Raw genomic sequence first — 21,399 nt, forward strand, 5'->3', positions numbered from 1 at the left:
CATGAACAGACTTATCTCTATAGAACTTCAAAAAATCTGGAAAAACAAAGCCAGCCGTGTTCTTACCTTAACCTATTTTATTCTACTTTCTTTCATTGCATTAATTGCGTCTATAAAATTTGACATTGGCGTAATTAAATTTCATCTAGCCGAAATGGGAATTTTCAACTTTCCTTTTATTTGGCACTTTAATACCTATATCGCCGCATGGCTTAAATTTTTCTTAGCAATTGTAATCGTTTCCATGATGGCAAATGAGTATAGTTATGGTACCTTAAAACAAAACTTAATTGACGGACTAAGTAAAAAAGAATTCATTTTATCCAAATTCTTAACAGTAGTTGTTTTCGCTTTGTTTTCAACTATTTTCATTTTCGTTATGAGCTTGATTCTTGGATTGAGTTTTTCATCTTACACAGAATTCGGAATTGTTTTTAGTGATTTAGATTATCTTTTGGCCTTTTTTGTAAAACTTACCGGTTTCTTCTCTTTCTGTTTATTTCTTGGGATTTTAGTAAAACGTTCTGCTTTTGCCTTAGGATTTTTATTGGTTTGGAGTATTTTTGAGGCCATCGCAAAAGGAGTTTTAGTTTTTAAAATCTTCCCCGAAAGCACTATAGGATATACTATAATGAAGTTTTTTCCATTAGAAGCAATGTCTAATTTAATTGTTGAGCCTTTTACAAGATTATCTGTAATTAGAAACATCGGAACACAAATGGGAGTTAATGACATAAAAGATTATGATGTTCATTTTTCTTCCATTTTAATTGTTTTAGTCTGGACATTCTTATTTGTTTACTTCTCTTACAAATTATTAAAAAATCGAGATTTATAGTATATTTGTTATACTATGAATAAGGTAAAAAGTTTCTTAATCGTTTTATTTTTATGCTGTCTATCTGGAAAGATAAATGCACAGGTCATAACTATTGATGATCAAAGATCACCGCAACAACTTATTGAAAACACTTTAGTCAATAGCTCTTGTGCCTCCGCTTCAAATTTTTCTGGTAGCGGAGACACTTTTACCCCGGGAAAAAAAAGTTTTGCTTATTTTAATAACAACGGAACTAGTTTTCCTTTTAATGAAGGTATTGTTTTAGTAACATCAACAGCTCAAAGTGCAGTTGGACCATTTCTTAGTGATGCAAATGAAGGTGCTGGCGATAGTCCTCAGTGGGGTAATGACAGCGATCTCGATGCGATACTCAGCATTAATTCTCTGAATACTACAGTTTTAGAGTTTGATTTTATTGCTTACACAAGTTTATTAAGCTTTAATTATATTTTTGCTTCAAATGAATATCAATATAATTATCCTTGCCAATATTCCGACGGATTTGCTTTTTTAATAAAAGAAGCAGAAAGTACTGATCCGTATAAAAATTTAGCTGTAATACCCAATACCAGTATACCAGTTTCATCTATAAACATTCATCCGAAAATTGAACCAGGGACAAGACCTGGCGGCATTTCTTATACAGGCTGTGAAGCTTCAAATGCAAGCTATTTTAATGGATTAAACACCAATACTAGTCCAATAAATTATGCAGGACAAACTATTGTTATGACTGCTCAAAGCACTGTGATTACAGGAAAAAAATACCATGTAAAATTGGTAATCGGCGATGCTGACGTTCGATATCAAAATTCGGCAATTTTCCTCGAAGCAGGCAGTTTTGCTTCAAAAATTGTTCTTGGAGAAGATCGTACAATGGCAACCAATAATCCCGCTTGTTTTAAAGAAAAAATCCTTTTAGACAGCAAACTTTCTCCTACAGACTATACGTTTAAATGGTATAAAAAAGACAATCCTGCTACCATTCTGGGTACAAATTCAACTTTTGAAGTTACAGAAACCGGAACCTACAAGGTTGAAGCAACTGTTATAAGTACAACATGTATATTATCTGGTGAAATAAAAATTGATTATGCTCCGGAAATTTCTTCCACAAATACTACTGTAGTACAATGTGATGATAATACAGATGGGATATCTATTTTCAATTTAACCAAAGCAGATAACATTGTAAAAAATAATGATTCCGAAATTTTAAATAATGGATATTACGAATCATTAGCCAATGCTGAAGCAAAAACAAATCCTATTTTAACTCCTGATAAATACGAAAATAAATCACCTAATCAGGTTGTTTTTGCAAGATTAGAAAATAAATACGGCTGTTATAAAATTGCCGAAGTAACACTACAAATTTCAAATACAGCTGTAGCAAACCAAAATCCAATAATAACATGCGACGAAGATGGAATTCAGGATGGTTTTTATCAATTTGATCTGAATGCATTAGCAACTCCTCAAATCGTTTTCGGATTACCAAACGGGCTAACTGTGCAATATTATTTAACTGCAATTGATGCAGTAACTGAAACCAGTGCCGTTCCTAATATCTTTAAAAACACTACCGCTTTTTCCCAGACGATTTATGCGAGAGTTGTAAACGGGCCAGATTGTTATGATATCACACCCATAACACTTGTTGTAAATACTTTTGATCCACCTAATTTTGAGGACGAGTCAGTAATTTTATGTAAAGATGGCAATATTCCATTAACTGTCGACCCAGGTTTCAGTAGCTATTCATGGAATACTGACCCTACGAATAACACTAATTCACTAATAGCCTATGATGCCGGCGATTATTTGGTCACCGTACAAGACGCTAATGGCTGCAAACAAACTAAAACTTTCAAAGTTATTTTATCAGAGCCTGCAACCATAACTGGCGCAGTAATCAAGGATTTTTCTGCTAATGACAATTCGGTTTTACTCGAGTATACCGGAGCTGGAAATTATGAATTCTCAATAGATGGCCAGGACTTTCAGTACGACCCAATGTTCAACAACGTAAAACCAGGTATTTACAATGCAATTGCAAGTGATAAAAATGGTTGCGGACCATCTAATACTTTTCAGGTAATTGTTTTAGACTACCCAAGATACTTTACACCAAACGGAGATACTTATCATGATTTATGGGCAATTGAAAATTCTAATCTGCTTCCTGATTATAAAATTTTTATTTTTGATCGTTACGGTAAATTATTAAAACAAATGAACAAAAGTAGCACTGGATGGAACGGACAATTTAATGGTCAGGAACTACCTTCAGACGATTATTGGTTTACTTTAACTTTTGATAACGGCAAAAATGTTAAAGGTCATTTTAGTTTAAAAAGGTAAAATCAAAAAAACTATTAACATCATTTTTTTAATAACAAAATTAAAAAATAACATTCTTTTTAACACAATAATTATAAAAATTCAACATAAAGCTCAAAACGCTCAACAAACAACAGTGTTGAAAAATAAGATAACATCCACATTATCTTATTTTTGCATCTTATTTTTATAAGATGAATCTAGTTAAAATTTCTTTGCTTTTATTTTTCTCTTCAAACCTATTTTATGCGCAAAATGATTGTCACGACATGATAACGGTTTGTGGAAATAGCAATTTATCTGATTTGACAGCTGAAGGAACTGGCTTAATTGAAGATTTCAGCAATATTAGTCGTTGCAAAATCGGAGAATACAATAGTCTTTGGTTAAAAATCGATGTAAAAAAGGGTGGAACATTAGGATTTATATTAACTCCTGAAAACAAGAATCTGGATGTTGATTTTGATTTTTTTGTATTTGGCCCTAATGTATCATGCGATAATTTGAAGACTCCAATACGATACTCTTATACAAGTCCAGTGGCCGCAAATCTTCCTAATAATACCACAGGAATGGATGGTGCAGCAACTGAAAGTTTTGACGGAATTGGCACAAGAGATGATTGCAAAGATTTAGGATATACTGGAAATGGTTTTGTCAGATGGCTATATACAAATGACAACGATAGCTATTTTATTGTGATTTCTCGATTTTCAGGTACCGCAAAATTCTCAATAAAATGGACTGGAACAGCACTATTATTTGATCCACCAACTTTTAAAGCTCCGGAGCCTGGCACCACGTTCGATCTCGAAAAATGCGATACTGATATTATCGATGATGACTCCACTGTATTTGATTTAACTCCAAACATTAAAGCTGCAGTTGATAACCTGCAAGATATAGAGGTTACATTTCACACAACTGCCAATGATGTAATCACAGGCGAGAATGCCATTCAAAATCCCGGCGCATTTGCAAACACATCAATTAGTCAGCAAATTTACATGAGATTAACAAATACATTAACAAAGTGTTTTTCAACAACAGAATTCACAATAAAGGTCACTAAAAACAAACTTCAATTTCCTATTACTTCAGTTAATAATTGTGATGACTCGAGTGATGGAAGCAGTACAAATGGAAAAATTGTTTTTTATCTCAAAAATATTACAGAAACACTTTTCCCAAATGCAGAGAAAGATGGTTTAGTTATTAAATATTATGCAGCTCTAAACGATGCCAATACAAATTCAAATGAGCTCGTAAACTCCTTTTACAATACAACTCCAAATCAGCAATATATTTACGCTAAAGCTTATAACCACAAATACTGTACAACGACACAGAAAATTTCATTAATAGTAAATACACTACCCCCTGTAACACATACCACTTTAATTCAATGTGATTCAAGCAAAAATCAAACGGGACTAGTGTTATATAATTTAGATCAGGCCAATGCTGAATTGACTAATAACGATTCAAAATTATCAACACAGTTTTTTCTTAGTAATTTTGATGCTGCAAATAACCAAAATCCTCTTGACGTAACTTTTCATAATACTATAAATCCACAAACCCTTTTTGCCAAAATAACCAATTTAGATACTAAATGCTGGAGTATTGCAACTGTAACTTTAGAAACAAATCCAATTACATTGCCAGAATATTTTATTAATCCAGCCTGTGATGATGACGGCCTCGAAGATGGAATTCATGTATTTGATTTAACCAAGGCGAATATTCCGTATAATACAACACAAAATATAAAATATTTCTCTAATGAAAACAATGCTTTATTAGAACAAAATGAGATTACAGATCCTGCTTCCTACCACAATGAAACACCCTACAACCAATTTGTTTTTGCACGGGTTGAAGAACAAAATAGTTGTTTTGGAATTAGTAAAATAAAACTAGAGGTTAATCAATTGCCAAACATACAATCGCATACAAGTACTAATGTATGCGAAAACAACACTTTGTATCAAGTGCATTTAGACGCTGGAATAATTAATAATTCAGTAAACAATTTTTCCTACAAATGGACCAAAGACGGTACAACAATCCCGAATGAAACAACTTCTGTTTTGAATGTCACCAAAACGGGGATCTATACAGTAATAGTAACCAATAAAACAAATTGTTCCAAAACGAGAATTATAGAGGTTTTTGAATCGAACACAGCAACTATTCAAAACATTGAAATTATTGATTTATCAGACGAAAATAAAATCACAGTAAATGTATCTGGAAAAGGCGATTATGAATTTAGTTTGAATTTGCCCGATGGTCCATTTCAAGAATCTAACATTTTCAATAATGTGGAGCCTGGAATATATGAAGTGTATGTAAACGACAAGAAAAATTGTGGTACTGTACATAAAACGACTGCAGTAATTGGAGCTCCAAAATATTTCACCCCAAATGATGATGGTTATCACGACTACTGGAATATCGAGGGACTAAACGAAAACAGTAAAAATGCCATCATACTTATTTACGATCGCTATGGAAAATTATTAAAACAAATTCAACCTTCAAGTTTAGGATGGGATGGAACATTTACTGGCAATCCTCTCCCAGCTGATGATTACTGGTACACTTTAAAACTAGAAGATAATCGGGAAGCAAAAGGTCATTTTAGCTTAAAAAGATAATGCGCAGAAATTCCGATCTCTCAAACACCGTAAATTTCTAATTGCAAAATTTCCAAAAAAAAATCCCAAACTCCTTAATTGGAATTTGGGATTTTAAATATTGAAAATTTAAATATTAGATTTTAAATCTTTTTCTATCAGTTTCAGTCAAATAAATTTTTCTTAAACGGATTGATTTAGGAGTAACCTCTACATATTCATCTTTTTGAATGTACTCTAAAGCTTCTTCAAGAGAGAAAATAATTGGAGGAATAATTCTGGCCTTTTCATCATTTCCAGAAGAACGTACGTTAGATTGTTTTTTCTCTTTAGTTACGTTCACACACATATCATCACCACGAGAGTTTTCTCCAATTACCTGACCTTCGTAGATTTCAGCATTTGGTTCAACAAAAAACTTTCCACGATCTTGCAATTTATCGATAGAATAAGGAATAGCTTTTCCTTTTTCCATAGAAATCAACGAACCTTTGTTACGTCCGGCAATTTCTCCTTTGTAAGGCTCATATCCTATAAAACGGTGTGCCATAATAGCCTCACCAGCTGTTGCAGTAAGTAATTGGTTACGTAATCCAATAATTCCACGTGATGGAATATTAAATTTTACAATCATACGTTCACCTTTAGTTTCCATAGAAAGCATTTCTCCTTTACGCATTGTAACGAATTCAACTGCTCTTCCAGAAAGTGATTCTGGTAAATCGATTGTCAATTCCTCAATTGGCTCACATTTTTTACCATCAATTTCTTTGATGATAACTTGTGGCTGACCAATTTGTAACTCATACCCTTCTCTTCTCATTGTTTCAATAAGAACAGACAAGTGAAGTACTCCACGGCCAAAAACCATGAATTTATCTGCAGAATCAGTTTCACCTAACTTCATCGCTAAGTTTTTCTCTAATTCTTTTGTCAATCTTTCTCTAATATGACGAGAAGTTACAAATTTACCTTCTTTACCAAAGAAAGGTGAGTCGTTGATTGTAAACAACATACTCATTGTAGGCTCATCGATATCAATCGTTTTTAGACCTTCAGGATTTTCAAAATCAGCAATAGTATCACCAATTTCAAAACCTTCAACTCCAATGATTGCACAAATATCTCCAGCAATAACCTCTTGTACTTTTTTACGACCAAGTCCTTCAAAAGTATGAAGTTCTTTGATACGAGACTTAGATACAGTACCATCTCTTTTTACTAATGAGATTGGCATACCTTCTTTAAGAACACCTCTTTCTAAACGACCAATAGCGATACGACCTGTAAAGGCAGAGAAATCCAAAGAAGTAATTAACATTTGTGGTGTTCCTTCAGAAACTTTAGGAGCTGGCACATTTTCAACAACCATATCCAATAATGCTTCAACATTATCAGTTACGTTTTCCCAATGATCAGACATCCAGTTGTTTTTAGCAGAACCATAAACTGTTGGAAAATCCAACTGCCATTCTTCAGCACCTAATTCAAACATTAAGTCAAAAACTTTTTCATGAACTTCTTCAGGAGTACAGTTTTCTTTATCTACTTTATTAATAACTACGCATGGCTTAAGACCTAAATCAATAGCTTTTTGTAGTACAAAACGAGTTTGTGGCATTGGACCCTCAAAAGCATCCACTAGCAAACATACACCATCGGCCATGTTCAATACACGTTCTACTTCACCTCCAAAATCGGCGTGGCCTGGAGTGTCGATAATATTGATTTTTGTTCCTTTATATTGAACTGATACGTTTTTAGAAGTAATAGTAATTCCTCTCTCACGCTCTAAATCGTTATTATCAAGAATTAAATCACCTGTATTTTCGTTGTCACGAAATAATTGACAGTGATACATAATTTTATCAACCAAAGTGGTTTTACCGTGATCGACGTGGGCAATAATTGCAATGTTTCTAATAGATTCCATCTGTGATTTTTAATGGGTGCAAAGGTACACTTTATTTTGATATAAAAAACGTTTCTTTGATAGTTTGCGTATATCCAACTAATTAGTTCACTGAACAATGTAAATTTAACTGTCAAATTGACATTCAATAATTGCTGAATTATCGTTAATTTAACTATATTTGAGTGATGAAAAGTAAAACTCTCCAAATTACTCTGATTTATATTATCATTTCGTTATTTATGACTATAATCTGTCATAAATTACTCACGATTTACTTTTCACCAACAGAAAACTATAATTTATTCCTTGCCAAAGATATTTTTTTTATTTTAGCCACAGGACTGGTATTCAAATATATACTCTCTAAAAATGAAGTCAAAAATAAATCTGTTTTTGAAAAACTAAAACAGACTAACGAAGAAATTAAAGAATCTAACGAAAAATATGATATTGTAGCCAAAGCAACAAGCGACACCATTTGGGACTGGAAAATTCAGGAAGACAGCATCAGCTGGAACAGAGGTATTGAAGGGATATTTGGCTATAACCAGGAAGATGTTGGCAAAACTTCAAAATGGTGGTTTGATAAAATTCACCCTGAAGACAGCATTAGGATGTCTATAAAATTATATTCATTCATTGAGCAAAAAACCGAAAAATGGCAGGATCAATATCGCTTCAGATGTGCCGACGGAACTTATAAATATGTATTAGACAGAGGCTTTTTATTAAAAGATGAAAAAGGAAGAGCCATCAGAATGATTGGAGCGATCCAGGATATCACAAAACAAAAAGAAGAGGAACAACGATTAAAACTTTTAGAAACTGTAATTACACAATCTAAAGACTCTATTTTAATCACAGAAGCAAATTCCGTAGCCCGCAGGATTCCGAAGATTGTTTACGTAAACCCTGCATTTTCTCAAATGTCAGGATACCAGTCTAATGAAATAATAGGAAAATCTCCAAATATTTTCAAAGGACCAAAATCAGATTCAGAAGAACTAAAAAAACTATTAAGAGCTATAAAAAATGAAGAAGAATGTTTAATAGAAACCATTAGCTACACTAAACAGAAAGAAGAATTTTGGGTTCGATTTTCAATGATTCCAATTTTCAATAATGAAGGCGTAATTTCACACTGGATTTCAATACAAAGAGATATTACCGATGAGAAAAAACTGGAAACAGAAAAGGAACATCTTATTCGCGAATTAACACAAAACAATAAGGATTTAAAACAATTCTCATACATTACATCACACAATCTTAGAGCCCCTCTTTCCAATTTAATCGGTCTTTTAAATCTTATTGAAGACATACCTGTCGAAAACACTGAACTCGAAGAGATCATTGCGGGATTCACGAAATCGACACACCTGCTAAACGAAACAATCAATGACCTGGTAAAAGTCATTATTATTAAAGACAATCCTTCAATGCAAAAAGAAGAAGTTTCTTTACAAGAAGTATTCGAAAACGTATTTAGTCAATTATCATTTCAAATAGAATTACACAAACCAATCATAAAACTCAAGTTCGACAGAGTTCCATTATTAAATACAAACAAAGCTTACATAGAAAGTATCTTACTAAATTTACTAACGAATTCCATAAAATACAAATCAGAAAATCGAAAATTAAAAATATCAATAATGGCCGAACAAATAGATCATAAAGCCATATTAACTTTTAAAGACAACGGAATTGGCATTGATTTAGAAAGAAACCGCGACAAAGTTTTTGGCCTATATCAAAGATTCCACAATTATCCTGACAGTAAAGGTCTAGGATTATATCTGGTAAAATCACAGGTCGAAACCATGGGTGGCACCATAAGCATCGAAAGCGAGGTCAACAAAGGAACCACATTTACAATAACATTTAAAAATTAACCTATTATGCTTGAGCAAATCTTATGCATCGATGATGACCCAATCACTTTAATGCTATGCAAAAAAGTAATTTCAAAATCGGAATTTTCGAATGAAATTATTACGGCTCAAAATGGCGAAGAAGCACTACTCCACTTCAACACCTTAAAATACACCAACAACAAAAACAAAGTAAGCAAAAAACCCGAATTAATTTTTCTAGACCTAAACATGCCTGTCATGGGTGGCTGGGAATTCCTGGACCATTTTACTTCCGGAGACTACACTGAGTTCAGCAACGCAGCAAGTGTTATTGTTTTATCTTCAACAATTGATCCTGATGATTTAGCCAAAGCAAAAAAATACCCCATAATTATTGATTTCCTTTCAAAGCCAATTACCTTGCCAATGTTAGAATATCTTAAAAAGAAGATAGATATTTAGAAAATTCAAATAAAATAAAAAATCCAAATTCCAATATTGCTTTAATTGAAAGCTTAGTATTGGAATTTGGATTTTTTTATTTAGAATTTATCCTATTTTATACAAACAAAAAAAGCCCTCTAAAACAGGGCTTTCATATATTTAGGAAATTGTAATTAATTACAATTTAGCAACATGCTTAGTTAATTTAGACTTCAAGTTAGAAGCTTTATTATCATGAATGATGTTCTTTTTAGCTAATTTATCAATCATAGAAATTACAGTTGATAATTTAGAAGCAGCATCAGATTTTTCAGTAGCTAATCTTAATGCTTTAATCGCATTACGAGTAGTTTTATGTTGGTATCTGTTAAGAACTCTTCTTTTTTCGTTACTTCTGATTCTTTTTAACGCTGACTTATGATTTGCCATTTTCTTTTAATTTTAGATGTAATAATTATTATAAATACTAGTTAAAAAAGAAAAACCTCCCACAATTGCAAAACAATCACTTTGGTTTTAACTAATAAAACAAAAATCGAGACACCAACTTTTATTTTACAAAACTTATTTACAACTAATTCAGTAGTCTGTAAGGGAATCGAACCCCTGTTACCAGGACGAAAGCCTGGAGTCCTAACCCCTAGACGAACAGACCATATCCTTCTAAGTTTTTCTATAATTAAATAGAGGTATTATTGTAGCCCGTAGCGGAATCGAACCGCTCTTACATGGATGAAAACCATGCGTCCTAACCGATAGACGAACGGGCCATTTTAATTCTCAGTATTTTAAGAACAATTTCGCAGAAAAAGTAGTAGCCCGTAGCGGAATCGAACCGCTCTTACATGGATGAAAACCATGCGTCCTAACCGATAGACGAACGGGCCTGCTTCTCTAATGCGGATGCAAAAATACAACTATTTTTAAGATGTACAATACCTGATGCAAAAAAAATTAAAAAAAATTAATATGCCTTTGCGAATAACACTCTTTTTGTTGACGGATTACCAGTAAATACGCAGGTTCCCACTTCTTCTACACTATTCAAAGGAATACAACGAATCGTTGCCTTTGTCAAGTCTTTTATCTTCTCTTCAGTAGCAGCAGTACCATCCCAATGAGCTGACACAAAACCTGCTTTACCTTCTAAAACTTCCTTAAATTCCTCAAAACTATTTACTTCCGTAATATGTGTATTACGATAGTCTAATGCTTTATTAAATAAGTCTGCCTGAATCTGCTCTAACAGGTCATTTACATAAGTAACGATTCCTTCAGCAGAAACCACCTCTTTTGTCAATGTATCACGTCTTGCAACTTCAAAAGTTCCATTTTCTAAATCTTTTGGTCCAACGGCAATTCTAACAGGCACACCTTTCAATTCCCATTCAGCAAACTTGAATCCTGGTTTTTGTGTTGTTCTGTCATCATATTTAACTGAGATCTTCAACTTTTTCAATTTCGCAGTTAAGTCATTAACCGCGGCTGTAATTTCAGCTAATTGCTCGTCTGTCTTATATATAGGAACAATCACAACTTGTATAGGCGCTAAATTTGGAGGCAAAACCAATCCCTGATCATCGGAATGCGTCATTACCAAAGCTCCCATTAAACGAGTCGAAACTCCCCATGAAGTTCCCCAAACATGTTCTTGTTTTCCTTCAGCATTAGCAAACTTCACATCAAAAGCTTTTGCGAAATTTTGTCCTAAAAAGTGAGAAGTACCCGCTTGCAAAGCTTTTCCGTCCTGCATTAAAGCCTCAATACAATAAGTCTCATCTGCACCGGCAAAACGCTCGGTTTCTGTTTTTATACCTTTAACAACCGGAATTGCCATGAAGTTTTCTACAAAATCAGCATAAACATTCATCATTTTTTCAGACTCTTCTATAGCTTCTGCTTTTGTAGCATGCGCTGTATGCCCTTCTTGCCATAAAAACTCTGCTGTTCTTAAAAACAAACGTGTACGCATTTCCCAGCGAACCACATTAGCCCATTGATTAATCAATAAAGGCAAATCTCTATAAGACTGTACCCATCCTTTATAAGTAGACCAAATAATAGCTTCACTGGTTGGACGAACAATAAGTTCTTCCTCTAATTTAGCATTTGGATCAACCATTAATTTTCCGGGTTTATCCGGATCATTCTTTAATCTATAATGTGTTACGATTGCACACTCTTTTGCAAATCCTTCTGCATTTTTCTCTTCCGCTTCAAACATGCTTTTTGGCACGAACAAAGGAAAGTATGCATTTTGATGTCCTGTCTCTTTAAACATTCGATCTAACTCCGCCTGCATTTTTTCCCAAATAGCATATCCGTACGGCTTAATAACCATACATCCTCTAACTCCTGAGTTTTCAGCTAAATCTGCTTTAACAACCAGTTCGTTATACCATTTCGAATAATCTTCTGATCTTGTAGTGAGGTTCTTACTCATATTGAATAGTTTGGCACAAATTTTGTTTTAATAATTTTAACTAAATAGTTTGACAAAACTAACTATTTTTGTAATGTGCAACAATAAAAAACACCACAGATATGAAAACTTCTACTTCTCTCCGCCAAAACTCAAGTCATTTTTACTTAATTGGATTACTGAGTTTACTAGTTGCATCGTGTGGTTCTTATCAAAATACATCCTATCAGGACAGTGATGGCGTTTATGGTGGTTCGACAAGAACATACGCACAATCAACAAACAATTCTGCAAACAACCAATATAAAGATTATTTTAAATCACTACAAGACACTGACGATCAGCCTACAGAAATATTTACTGATGTAGATAGTTATGGTAATTATGCAGAAAATGACAGTACACAAACTACAGCGAAAGCTTATCCTGCTTGGGGAAGCGCTAATTCAGATGTATCTGTAACCGTTTACTCCGATCCAATGTGGTCATGGGGAATTGGTTTTGGATGGGGATACCCATATTATGGTTATGGCTACGGCTACGGATGGGGCTATCCATATTACGGATGGGGCTATCCTGGGTATTATCCAGGCTGGGGTTATCCGGGCTACTATCCAGGTTACGGTTATGGATATAATAACTACTCTTATAATTATGGAAGAAGAGGATCTGCAGCTTATTACGGATCCAGAGGATATTCTACAAGAAGCCCATATAACAGCACTGGCAGAAGTTATGCCGGAAGAGGAAACTATACTACTAACAGAAGCGGATACACTACTAATAGACGTACAGACTACTCAGACTTTAGAAGAAGTTCAAGTGCAAATGGAAGAAACTACTCAAGCCCGACTTTCACAAACAGAAGAGGTACAGCACAAGGACAAAGCAATAGTTATGACTACAGAAGATCTGGCACGACTACAAACAGAAGTTACAACAACACCAATAGTAACTCTACAAGATCCTACTCTCCTAGCCCATCTCGCTCAATGAATAGCAGCGGAGGAAGCATGAGATCGTCCGGTGGTGGCGGCGGCTCATACGGCGGTGGCGGTGGTGGAAGATCTGGCGGTGGCGGTGGTGGAAGAAGATAATTTCTCCTTCTCACTAATCAGACAACTCACATTTAAAACTTAACCACATGAAAAAAATACTTTTCCTTTTTATTACAGGACTAACTTTTAGCGTCTCACATTCTCAGGAAGTATCAGATGCTGTTCGTTATGCACAAGACAATATAACCGGAACCGCAAGATTTAGAGCTATGGGTGGTGCCTTTGGTGCTGTTGGAGGGGATTTATCTTCTTTAACCGTAAACCCTGCTGGTTCTGCAATATTCACAAACAATCAGACCGGTGTAACTTTTAGCAATCAAAACATTAAAAACAATTCTAATTATAATGGAACTCAAACCAGTGATAAAGAAAATTCTTTTATCTTAAATCAGGCTGGTGGCGTATTTGTTTTCAATGATCGAAACCCAAATAATAATTGGAAAAAAATTGCTATTGGAGCAACTTACGAAAACACGAACAACTTTAATAATGAAGTTTTTTCAGCTGGAGTAAACCCCAATTCTATTGATGGTTATTTCTTAGCATATGCAAACAATAGCAATGGAGGAGCTCCCGTGCCTCAACAATTTGTTAATCTTGAACCAGGAGAATCAATTAGTGACCTATATGGCTTTCTAGGTGCTAACTTGCCTAATTCCCAATATCCAAACTTGTCAGGCTACTCCGCACAGCAAGCCATGTTAGGCTATCAAGGATTTATAATAAATCCTGAGGACACAACCAATCCTAACAGCCCTTATGTTACCAATATCCCTTCAGGAGAAAAATATTACCAGGAAAATTCAGTGTATACCAGCGGATACAATAGTAAAGTTAGTTTCAATATTGCCACATCCTACAAGGATAGAATTTATTTCGGAGCCAATTTAAATGTTCATGTTACCGATTACAGAAAATCTACTACTTTTTACGAATCTAACGATAATCCATTAGTCCCTAGAGAAACTATCTCTAACGTAACTTTCAATAATGAATTATATACTTACGGAAACGGTTTTTCTTTTCAACTTGGAGCAATTGGCAAAGTTACAGAAGCTTTCCGTCTTGGTTTAGCATATGAATCCAATACATGGTACGAACTTTACGACGAAGTTCATCAAAGTTTATATACAACAAGACAAGCCACAAACGGACCTGAATTATATACAAATATAAACCCGAACGTTATAAACGTTTACGAACGCTATACTTTACAAACTCCGGCCAAATGGACTTTTAGCGGTGCTTATGTATTTGGAAAATCAGGCTTAATAAGTGTTGATTATGCGATCAAAGATTATTCAAACACAAAATACAAACCAACAAACGACCCTGGCTTTAGCGGATTAAATGGAGACATTAGCAATCAATTAACTACTAATGGTGAATTAAGAGTTGGGGCTGAATACAAAATAAACCGATTAAGCTTGAGAGGCGGTTACCGATTTGAAGGAAGCCCTTACAAAAACGGATCAACAATTGGAGACATAAACAGCTACTCAGGCGGTTTAGGTTATAGCTTTGGAGCCACTAAAATAGATTTAGCTTATTCCTATTTAGAAAGAAAATCAAATCAGGGATTTTTTGCCACCGGCTTTACTGATGGCGCCAACATTTCATCGAAACTTAATAATGTTTCTTTGACTTTATTATTTGAATTGTAATTAAATTAAAATAGATTAATTTGAAATTTCCGTCAGGCCTGGCTTGGCGGATTTTTTTTAGCCCTGATAATCCTAAAAACTTCGTAAGATACCCTTTTTAAACCTCCCGGATTTTTCTTTTACAAAGAGGAATGAGTAAACGATTTAGCGAATCCCTAAATTTCGGGAGATTAGCTTCACAAAAATCATCTAAAAGAAACCGAAACAAGTGGTGTTTGAATAAAAAAGTGTAATTTTGCACTCCAATTTATAAAAGTATGAGAACCAAGTCTTTAAAAAAGAACAAAATTAACGTAATCACTCTTGGGTGTTCGAAGAATGTATATGACAGTGAAGTATTAATGGGACAACTTCGTGCCAATGGCAAAGAAGTACAACATGAAGCGCCTGCAGCCGAGGAAGGAAACATTATCGTAATCAACACTTGTGGTTTTATTGATAACGCTAAAGCCGAATCAGTAAACATGATTTTGGAATATGCAGATAAAAAAGACAAAGGTTTAGTTGACAAGGTTTTCGTAACCGGATGTTTATCGGAACGTTACAGACCGGATCTGGAAAAAGAAATTCCGAATGTCGATCAATATTTTGGTACAACTGAGTTACCTCAACTATTGAAAGCTTTAGGAGCCGATTATAAACATGAATTACTAGGAGAACGTTTAACCACAACTCCTAAAAACTACGCTTATTTAAAAATTGCAGAAGGCTGCGACAGACCTTGTAGTTTTTGCGCGATTCCTTTAATGAGAGGGAAACACGTTTCTCAATCAATTGAAAAATTAGTTAAAGAAGCAGAAGGTTTAGCTAAAAATGGTGTAAAAGAACTAATCTTAATTGCTCAGGACTTAACTTATTATGGTCTTGATATTTATAAAAAGAGAAATCTTGCTGAACTTTTAGAAGCATTGGTAAAAGTGGAAGGAATTGAATGGATTCGTTTGCACTACGCTTTCCCTACCGGTTTCCCAATGGATGTTTTGGAAGTCATGAAACGCGAACCAAAGATTTGTAATTACATTGATATTCCACTACAACATATCTCAGATTCTATTTTAAAATCGATGCGTCGTGGTACAACACAAGCAAAAACAACTCAATTATTAAAAGATTTCCGTGCAGCAGTTCCGGGAATGGCCATCAGAACTACTTTGATCGTTGGTTATCCAGGAGAGACACAGGAGGATTTTGAAATTTTAAAAGACTTCGTTCAGGAAATGAAATTTGACAGAATGGGATGTTTTGCTTATTCTCATGAAGAAAATACACATGCTTATTTATTGGAAGATGATGTACCAGACGATGTAAAACAAGCCAGAGCGAATGAAATCATGGAATTACAATCTCAAATTTCATGGGATTTGAATCAGGAAAAAGTTGGACAAGTTTACAAATGTATTATTGACAGAAAAGAAGGCGCACACTTTGTAGGAAGAACAGAGTTTGACAGTCCGGACGTAGACAATGAAGTTTTAATTGATGCCTCTAAGCATTATGTAAAAACAGGAGAATTTGTTAATATACGCATAATAGAAGCAACAGAATTTGATTTATACGGAGAACCTGCTTAAATTTACGGTAAACTATTATCAATTTTAGATAAAATATCTTTATGAAACCTACACACACACTTTTTATTTTAGTTTTCACTTTATTGTGTTTCAATTCTGTTTCGGCGCAATATGGAAATGGATATAATAATGGCTACGGTGGTGGCGGTTACGGTAGAGGTGGCGGAATGGGAATGGATAGAAGTATGATGGCTGGCCAACAAAGCACTCCTAGCAAACCTAAAGAAATTCCGGCTGAAGAAACTGCTGCAAAAATTGTTGAGCAAATGAGACCCGAGGTAAAATTGGATGACTTACAAGCTATTGCAATTACAAATGTTATCGCTGACAGCGTTAGGGAGCAAGGAATTCTTTTGAAAAACGAAGAGAGCAGTCAGGATCAAAAAATTGAGCAAATGACTGCTTTAAGAGAAAGTACTACTAAAAAAATCACTGCATTTCTAAACCCTGATCAAATAGAAAAATATACCAATTTCATGGCAAATTTTAAAGAGGTAAAGAAAACGAAAAATAAAAAGAAAAAAGATTCTGACATAAAAGAAGTAAAAAAAATAAAAGAGGAAACAGAAGCAACAAAAGTTCACGAATAATTGTTTTAACCTATCCTAAAATGTAACTAATCATGACGACAAAGCATTTTTATTATTTGATTTTAGCAATTATAATAACTTCTTGCTCAACAAATCCTTATAAATCTACTGAAAAAGTTTACGACCAACAGCTTAAAACTTTAGAAAATCAAATTACAAGCAAAGAAGCCAAAACAATTCCCGCTGTTAGTCCTGTGGTTATTGACACTTCGTATGCTTCGCAATTAGGAATTGTAAAAGACACCTTATCAAAAACAGGTTCAACTGCTTTATTAAATGGCATTAACACAGAATGGATTGGTACGGTTAATTTTAATTTAAGAAAACCGAGCTTTATTATTCTCCATCATACAGCACAAGATTCTGTACAACAGACCATAAGCACTTTTACAAAAACAAGAACACAGGTAAGTGCGCACTATATAATTTCTGAAAACGGAAAGGTGGTACAAATGCTAAACGACTATTTAAGAGCCTGGCATGCAGGTGCATCTACCTGGGGTAAAAATACAGATTTAAACTCATGCTCTATTGGTATAGAAATTGACAACAATGGTTTTAAACCTTTTACCGAAGCGCAAATTAGCAGCCTTGTAGCACTTTTAACAAAACTGAAAAAAGATTATAATATTCCGACTCAGAATATCTTAGGACACTCTGATATTGCGCCAGGAAGAAAACAAGATCCAAGCGCATTATTTCCATGGAAAACTCTTGCAGAAAAGGGATTTGGAATCTGGCCGGATGAAATTCTGGAAGAAGCTCCTTTTGATTTCAAAATAGAACCTGCTTTGCGTATTATTGGTTATAATACCAAAAATCTGTCAGCGGCAATTCAAGCTTTTAAATTACACTATATTCAAACAGATGCAACATCTGTTTTAGATCGAAAAACGATCGATACTATTTATTCGATTTACAAAAAGCAAATTCAATAAAGATCATTAATAAAAATACAAAACGCGTTTCTAAACATTTAGAAACGCGTTTTTTTTGTTGTAGAATTATAGAAGTTTGCCACAAATTACACGAATTTACACGAATTAAAAATGGAGCGTTTTAGTCGCAGATTACAGGATTAAAAGGATTTATTTACTTTTCTCCTGTTTAGGCTTATTTAATTGCGTTGTTCACAAAGGGTTTACGCAAGGCCCGCAAAGGTTAATCACATACAGCTTTGCGAACTTCATAATCACCCTGCAAACACAACATAAAACAGAAGAAACCTTGGCGCGCTTTGCGTTAATTTTGCCTCTACACAGGTTTTCGTATTACTCCAGGAAAATCTTTTAATCCCTTAATGTGTAGCAAAAAAGTAAAAATAAAAAAGCTGCCAAAACATTTACATGTTTTGACAGCTCCAAAAAAAAAAAAAAAATATCAATCTTTATCTCTAGAAAGAGTATGTCGTAGCAATTAATCCGTAGAATGACCCTCCTGTTGGAGCAGCATCACTATCTAAAAAGATATCTTCTGATGCAGCATCATATCTAAACTCTGGAATTATAGTAAGTTTTCCAACTTTATAGTTCAATGAAATCGTGTTTGCAAATACATTTGATCCTGTTAATGTCCCTAAACTTGGAGCAGCATCTTTAGCATCAAAATATTCTATTCTGTAAGCCAATAATAAAGACGGATTAAATGAATAATTAGCGTATCCAACTAATGAAAACCAATCACCATCTAAAGTGCTGTCAAAATCATTTGCCGTTTTTGCATAAGTAGCATTAAATCCTAAAGCAAAAGAATCACTTATCGTTTTAGAAGCCACAAGATCAAATTGCGTCTTGTTTTCATCAGATGCTGGATTAGAACTTCCTGACGTAAAGTTTAGATAAGCACTTCCTGTTTCACCTATATATCCTAATTGGCCTATATATGTTTTTTGTGATGAACCTGCATCCATAGCTGATTTAAAATCAGTTGGATTAGTTATACCAAACATTGCGGTAAACTTTCCTGAAGTATATTGCGCTTTAACTCCTGTATTAAAGAAAGGTCCATAAGAAAACGCATATGACATACTGTAGTTTTTATTACCTACAGCATCAAGCACCTCATATCCAATATGAGTTCCAAAACTTCCCGCAACTAATTTAAATTTTTCTGTAAGTTGGTATGTGAAAAATAATTGTTTAATTAAAAATTTTGCATTTATATCTTTATCTGTTGTTTCATTATATGAAAATTCTCCCGCTCTTTTTCCGAAACCTAAATCTACAAATACAGATGCTTTTCCGAAAGTATGACCAGCATTAACAGATGCCATTCCTAATTCAAATGAATCTTGTGAGTTGGTAAAGCTCGTTAATCCATTCATTTGTTTTGAAAAATCATATTTATAATAAGCATCCGCTGATCCTCCCCAAGTTGTCGCAGGTGAAACTGGAGTTTCTGCATCTTCTTGAGCAAATGCAAAAGAACTCGTTAACATCGCGGCTAAAATGTGTAATACTTTTTTCATGTTCTAATTGGTTTTTAGTTATTAATTGATTCTGGTTAGTTAATCTTTTATATATGTATATGCTACTATAAGTCACTTCTAAAACCTCTAATCTCCCCCTAAAACCTCTTCATTTTCATTAGCGAATTTATTAACTTTTGTATGAGTAAAAGAATTGAAGTCTATTTTTTTGACGTTTTACAAGCAGAATTATGGATTACAAAAATTAAATTAACAATAATCGTTATTTGACATTAATACTGATTTAATTTTGAAAAATCCCTAACGCAATTTTGATAAAAATCAGAAAATTTTTAGGGTACACGATTAAAAACAGCACTAAAACAACCAAAAAAGAACCAATAAACGCATTAAAAAAAATAAAGACCCTAACAAAATAGGGGTAAATGAATTTTTTACAGAATTTATCATTGAATTTAAATTTTTAAAAATATTTGAATGCGTTATATTTATGAATTAAAAATTCCTACAAAAAACAACAATCAAAAACCTTCTTAGAAGCTTAAAACACTCAATATAATTTTCAAATCAAAAGCGGAAAGTTTTACAATTAAAACAAAAAAAGCCTGCTCATAAACTGAACAGGCTGTTTTAAGTTAAAAATAACTTTTTCTAGTCTTGTGAATTATATTTTCTTAAAAATTGACGAACTTGTATTCCGGATTCTTTTAAATCCTCATCTTTCCATTTTCCTTCAGATTTTGCAGATTTGTTAAGAATAGAACACGTTTCTTCTTTATCAGAAACTGACCATGTTAGCCAACTTAGCTTTCGATCTTCCATCCATTCTATGTATTCCTTCCATGCTTTCCTATTTAATGATCCATCACCAGATGCTTCCATTCCTGCAGATTCTGAAATAAATATCGGAAGACCCATTTTCAGAGCTTCATCTGTCCTTTCTCGTAATTCCTTACCGTGTGTGGCCGCGTAAAAATGCATGGTATACATTATATTACTGTATCCTTTTATAGGATCAGCGGCAGGAAGATTAACATCCTGATCCCAATGTGGCGAACCAACCAAAATAATATTTTTCGAATCATTTTCTCGAATTACCTTTATTACTTCTTCGGCGTAAGCCTTAACTTCTGGCCAACCTTCGTCATCTGGCTCGTTGAAAACTTCATATATTATATTGGGATACTTAGCATACTTTTTAGACATTTCTGCAAAAAAGACTTTAGCTTCCTTTAGATTAATATTATGACTGTGCCAGTCGATAATAACATATATATCTGATTTAATTGCGCCATTTACAACGGCTTCAATTTTCTCTTTTGAAAATACCGGTTCTTTTATATAAGCCATTTTCCCAAGTTCAATTCCCATTGCTGCACGAACCACATTACAATTAAAATCTTTCTTTAGCCAATCTACCGCCTTTTCATTATAAAATCTCGGCCACATACTATGCCAGCCAAAACTCATTCCACGTAATACAATTGGATTATTATTTTGATCTGTTAATTGAGTTCCTTCCACATGAAGTTGCCCATGATGTTTTACAAATTGCGCTTTTGAAGTACAAAACACAAACAGCATTATGAGTGTAAAAAAATTAGCTTTTGATTTCATTTTAAATC

The 21,399-nt window shown here is 33.8% G+C and carries 15 protein-coding genes and 3 tRNA genes; 10 read left to right on the forward strand and 8 right to left on the reverse strand.

Going from position 1 to position 21,399, the window contains the following annotated elements; all coding sequences use genetic code 11:
* Position 1: 1 nt before the first annotated feature.
* The 3 genes from BUA98_RS12560 (at position 2) to BUA98_RS12570 (ending at position 5,847) form a co-directional block, all read left to right on the forward strand.
* The gene (locus BUA98_RS12560; protein WP_072972962.1) at positions 2-838 is read left to right on the forward strand and encodes an ABC transporter permease; all 837 of its coding nucleotides are present in this window, start codon (positions 2-4) and stop codon (positions 836-838) included.
* Positions 839-853: 15 nt separating this feature from the next.
* Entirely contained in the window at positions 854-3,205 is a 2,352-nt protein-coding gene (locus BUA98_RS12565) for a T9SS type B sorting domain-containing protein (RefSeq protein ID WP_072972964.1), read from the forward strand.
* Positions 3,206-3,378: 173 nt separating this feature from the next.
* Positions 3,379-5,847, forward strand: a complete 2,469-nt coding sequence (locus BUA98_RS12570) for a T9SS type B sorting domain-containing protein (RefSeq protein WP_072972965.1) — start codon at positions 3,379-3,381, stop codon at positions 5,845-5,847.
* 115 nt (positions 5,848-5,962) lie between these two features.
* On the opposite strand, the gene typA is transcribed toward BUA98_RS12570, so the two are convergent.
* Complete coding sequence (typA, locus tag BUA98_RS12575; protein WP_072972968.1) at positions 5,963-7,759, reverse strand: translational GTPase TypA; 1,797 nt, start codon at positions 7,757-7,759, stop codon at positions 5,963-5,965.
* A 167-nt stretch (positions 7,760-7,926) separates the two neighbouring features.
* Here typA and BUA98_RS12580 point away from each other — a divergent pair, with 167 nt between their 5' ends.
* Both BUA98_RS12580 and BUA98_RS12585 read left to right on the forward strand, forming a co-directional pair.
* Positions 7,927-9,636: a sensor histidine kinase gene (locus tag BUA98_RS12580; RefSeq protein WP_072972969.1), complete on the forward strand. Its 1,710-nt coding sequence runs from the start codon at positions 7,927-7,929 to the stop codon at positions 9,634-9,636.
* Positions 9,637-9,642: 6 nt separating this feature from the next.
* Entirely contained in the window at positions 9,643-10,059 is a 417-nt protein-coding gene (locus tag BUA98_RS12585; protein WP_072972971.1) for a response regulator, read from the forward strand.
* 159 nt (positions 10,060-10,218) lie between these two features.
* Here the strand turns inward: BUA98_RS12585 and rpsT are convergent, their stop codons facing one another.
* The 5 genes from rpsT to proS form a co-directional block, all read right to left on the reverse strand.
* Positions 10,219-10,470 (reverse strand): 30S ribosomal protein S20, encoded by a 252-nt coding sequence (gene rpsT, locus BUA98_RS12590; RefSeq protein ID WP_007803459.1) that lies wholly within the window; start codon positions 10,468-10,470, stop codon positions 10,219-10,221.
* A 154-nt stretch (positions 10,471-10,624) separates the two neighbouring features.
* Positions 10,625-10,696: transfer RNA gene (locus tag BUA98_RS12595), tRNA-Glu, on the reverse strand.
* 43 nt (positions 10,697-10,739) lie between these two features.
* A tRNA-Glu gene (locus tag BUA98_RS12600) sits at positions 10,740-10,811 on the reverse strand.
* A gap of 45 nt (positions 10,812-10,856) precedes the next feature.
* Positions 10,857-10,928: transfer RNA gene (locus tag BUA98_RS12605), tRNA-Glu, on the reverse strand.
* A gap of 77 nt (positions 10,929-11,005) precedes the next feature.
* On the reverse strand, positions 11,006-12,484 hold the full coding sequence (proS, locus tag BUA98_RS12610) for a proline--tRNA ligase (protein ID WP_072972972.1): 1,479 nt from the start codon (positions 12,482-12,484) through the stop codon (positions 11,006-11,008).
* 101 nt (positions 12,485-12,585) lie between these two features.
* Here proS and BUA98_RS12615 point away from each other — a divergent pair, with 101 nt between their 5' ends.
* From BUA98_RS12615 to BUA98_RS12635, 5 genes are all read left to right on the forward strand, one after another.
* Positions 12,586-13,560 carry a hypothetical protein gene (locus BUA98_RS12615; protein WP_072972974.1) on the forward strand — a complete coding sequence of 325 codons (975 nt, stop codon included), beginning with the start codon at positions 12,586-12,588 and terminating at the stop codon, positions 13,558-13,560.
* A gap of 47 nt (positions 13,561-13,607) precedes the next feature.
* Positions 13,608-15,185, forward strand: a complete 1,578-nt coding sequence (locus BUA98_RS12620; protein WP_072972976.1) for an OmpP1/FadL family transporter — start codon at positions 13,608-13,610, stop codon at positions 15,183-15,185.
* A gap of 257 nt (positions 15,186-15,442) precedes the next feature.
* Entirely contained in the window at positions 15,443-16,756 is a 1,314-nt protein-coding gene (gene rimO / locus BUA98_RS12625; RefSeq protein WP_072972978.1) for a 30S ribosomal protein S12 methylthiotransferase RimO, read from the forward strand.
* A gap of 41 nt (positions 16,757-16,797) precedes the next feature.
* Positions 16,798-17,346: a hypothetical protein gene (locus tag BUA98_RS12630; protein WP_072972980.1), complete on the forward strand. Its 549-nt coding sequence runs from the start codon at positions 16,798-16,800 to the stop codon at positions 17,344-17,346.
* Between the two features lie 32 nt (positions 17,347-17,378).
* On the forward strand, positions 17,379-18,284 hold the full coding sequence (locus tag BUA98_RS12635) for an N-acetylmuramoyl-L-alanine amidase (RefSeq protein ID WP_072972982.1): 906 nt from the start codon (positions 17,379-17,381) through the stop codon (positions 18,282-18,284).
* Between the two features lie 455 nt (positions 18,285-18,739).
* Here BUA98_RS12635 and BUA98_RS12640 read toward each other — a convergent pair whose 3' ends face one another.
* Both BUA98_RS12640 and BUA98_RS12645 read right to left on the reverse strand, forming a co-directional pair.
* Positions 18,740-19,813 carry an outer membrane beta-barrel protein gene (locus BUA98_RS12640; protein ID WP_072972984.1) on the reverse strand — a complete coding sequence of 358 codons (1,074 nt, stop codon included), beginning with the start codon at positions 19,811-19,813 and terminating at the stop codon, positions 18,740-18,742.
* Between the two features lie 612 nt (positions 19,814-20,425).
* Complete coding sequence (locus tag BUA98_RS12645; RefSeq protein ID WP_072972985.1) at positions 20,426-21,391, reverse strand: glycoside hydrolase family 5 protein; 966 nt, start codon at positions 21,389-21,391, stop codon at positions 20,426-20,428.
* Positions 21,392-21,399: the final 8 nt, after the last annotated feature.

This window comes from Flavobacterium saccharophilum (genome assembly GCF_900142735.1).
GTDB classification, from domain to species: domain Bacteria; phylum Bacteroidota; class Bacteroidia; order Flavobacteriales; family Flavobacteriaceae; genus Flavobacterium; species Flavobacterium saccharophilum.